At 40.8% G+C, this 3175-nt stretch carries 2 protein-coding genes; both read left to right on the plus strand.

Annotated features, from left to right (window positions below; all coding sequences use genetic code 11):
* Window positions 1-137: 137 nt before the first annotated feature.
* On the plus strand, window positions 138-506 hold the full coding sequence (locus RDS42_RS13590; RefSeq protein WP_029730837.1) for a PrgI family protein: 369 nt from the start codon (window positions 138-140) through the stop codon (window positions 504-506).
* Window positions 487-3175 (plus strand): VirB4-like conjugal transfer ATPase, CD1110 family (locus tag RDS42_RS13595; protein ID WP_308784127.1); only part of this gene is annotated, 2689 nt, incomplete at its 3' end. The genes RDS42_RS13590 and RDS42_RS13595, both read left to right, overlap by 20 nt.

The raw sequence follows: 3175 nt of genomic DNA on the forward strand, positions 1-3175 counted from the left end.
TATCAGATAACGTGCATACAGCATTGCTCAGTGTAATGGCTTATACGGTTGTACTTTGCTTCAGCCTTATGAAAACAGCCAATTTCTCAAAGAGTGTGTTTAACACACATTAAATATAAAAAAGGAGATGATAGAAAATGGCTTTTGTATCAGTACCCAAAGATCTGACGAAAGTTAAAAATAAGATTATTCTGAACCTCACAAAACGTCAGCTTATCTGTCTTGGCATTGCAGCGGCAGTAGGGCTTCCATTTTATTTCCTGGCAAGAGGATTGATTGGTTCAAGTAATGCGGCAACCGGAATGTGTTTGTTGATGCTTCCGGCTTTTTTGTTTGCCATGTATGAGAAAGACGGACTTCCTTTAGAAAAAGTCCTGAAAAATATGATTACAGTAAAATTTATCCGTCCTCCGTTGCGAAAGTATGAGGTGGAAAATATGTATGAGAAAAGAAAAATTATAACAAAATCGAAGGGAGGTACAGTTCGTGGAAAGAAGAGAAAATGATAAATTGCTGCCAGAACATGCCAAAGATGCTTCTTATCCAGAGGACTGGTGGTTAGATGAAGCAGATTCTGCTGATGGTTTACCAGTGTTTGCCATGGATGAAGCAGAAGATTTTGTCAAGGACAGACAGCGTTTGAAGGGAGTACCTATGGTTACAGGGTATGAAGCACTGGAGCGACATCGGGGTATCCGCAGACCAAGACGTAAATTAAGCAGACGAGAGCAGCGAGCCTGGGAAAAAGCACAGAAGTATGAAGCAAAACTTCATAAGGCACACGAAAAAGAAGATAAAAAACGTGCAAAGCAGGAGGCAAAGCTGGCAGCTCGTGAAGAAAAAGCAGCAAAGAAACAGGCGAAAAAAGAGAATAAATATAAAAAGAAGACGAAACCAGCAGTGTCATCTTCTGTAAAATCCAATGGTAAAAAGGGAGCTGTAAAAAAAGTAAACAGGAATACGAGTGGTGGAAATAAAGAAAAGAAGATTACCGCACAACAGTCTATTCCATACAGAGAAATGGGAAAAGACGGTATCTGTCGTGTGGAAGATGGTTATTATTCCAAGACCATCCGTTTTTATGATATTAACTATCAGTTGGCACAGAACGAAGATAAAAATGCGATTTTTGAAAACTGGTGTGATTTCCTGAACTATTTTGACAGTACGATTCATTTCCAGTTGTCCTTTATCAATCATCACAGCAATATGGCAGAATATGAAGATGTGATTCGCATTAAGAAGCAGAATGACAGTTTTGATGATCTGCGTATGGAGTTTGCTCAGATGCTCAGAAACCAGTTGGCAAAGGGAAATAATGGTCTTGTCAGAACAAAGTATCTTACATTTGGAATCGAAGCAGACAATATCCGGGAAGCAAAACCGAAACTGGAGCGTATCGAAACGGATATTCTCAATAACTTTAAGGTATTAGGGGTGTCTGCTTATCCGTTGAATGGCGTGGAGCGTTTGCAGATTATGTATGAAACGTTCAACCAGGATAATAAAGTCCCGTTCCGGTTTAACTATGAAGATGTGTTGCGTACCGGACTGAATACCAAGGACTATATTGCACCATCCAGTTTTGTATTTAAAAATGGAAAAGATTTTCAGATGGGAGATACTATCGGCGCAGTATCATATTTGCAGATTCTGGCACCAGAGCTGACGGATAAAATGCTTGCGGAATTTCTGGAAATGGACTGTAACCTGCTTGTTAATCTGCATATCCAGTCCATCGACCAGATGAAAGCGATCAAATTGGTCAAAAGTAAGGTTACGGATATTAACCGCATGAAAATTGAGGAACAGAAAAAAGCGGTACGCTCCGGATATGATATGGATATTATACCGTCTGACCTGAATACATACGGTGGGGAAGCGAAAAGACTTCTGGAAGATTTACAGTCAAGGAATGAAAGAATGTTTCTTGTGACCGTGGTGTTTTTAAATACAGCAAAAAATAAACAGGAGCTGGAAAATGCGGTATTTCAGACGGCAGGTATTGCACAGAAATACAACTGTGTATTAAAAAGACTGGACTATCAGCAGGAGCAGGGCCTTATGAGCAGTTTGCCGCTTGGAAGAAACTGGATTCCAATCAAGCGGGCATTGACTACCACATCGACAGCTATTTTTGTTCCATTTACGACGCAGGAACTGTTTATGGGTGGGGAATCTATCTATTATGGGTTAAATGCCCTGTCTAATAACTTAATCATGGCAGATCGGAAAAAGCTGAAAAATCCCAATGGTCTGATACTTGGTACTCCTGGATCTGGTAAATCCTTTGCGGCAAAAAGAGAGATTACCAATGTATTTATTGTCACAAAAGACGACATTATCATCTGTGATCCGGAGGGTGAATATTTTCCGTTAGTCCGGGCATTTAACGGGCAGGTTATCCGTATTTCTCCGACCAGTCATGATTACATCAATCCAATGGATATTAACATCAATTATGCGGATGATGACGATCCGCTATCGTTGAAATCAGATTTTATCCTTTCGCTTTGTGAACTGGTAGTAGGAGGAAAAAATGGTCTGGAACCAGTGGAAAAAACAATCATTGACCGATGTGTGCGTCTGGTATATCAGGACTATCTTTCAGAACCGGTTCCGGAGAAAATGCCAATCCTGGAAGATCTATATAATCTGCTTCGCAAACAGGAAGAGGCTGAGTCGCAGCGGCTGGCAACGGCACTGGAAATCTATGTAAATGGTTCCCTGAAGGTGTTTAATCACCGTACAAATGTAGAGTTGAACAATCGTCTGGTATGTTTCGATATTAAAGACCTTGGTAAACAGCTTAAAAAACTTGGTATGTTGATTGTTCAGGATCAGGTTTGGAACAGGGTAACAGTCAACCGTTCTGCTCATAGGTCTACCAGATATTACATTGATGAGTTCCATTTGTTGCTGAAAGAAGAACAGACAGCAGCATACAGTGTAGAAATCTGGAAAAGATTCCGTAAGTGGGGCGGTATCCCGACTGGTATCACGCAGAACGTAAAAGACCTGCTTGCTTCAAGAGAAATCGAGAATATCTTTGAAAACTCAGACTTTATCCTGATGCTCAACCAGGCATCCGGGGATCGACAGATTCTGGCAAAGCAGCTTAATATTTCAACACACCAGCTTTCCTATGTAACAAACAGTGGAGAGGGAGAAGGGC

Source organism: uncultured Blautia sp. (assembly GCF_902497045.1).
Classification (GTDB): domain Bacteria; phylum Bacillota; class Clostridia; order Lachnospirales; family Lachnospiraceae; genus Blautia_A.

What these genes read in the sequence shown, in the direction of transcription:
- RDS42_RS13590 (WP_029730837.1), top strand. Translation starts at nt 138, where the DNA reads ATGGCTTTTGTATCAGTACCCAAAGATCTGACGAAAGTTAAAAATAAG.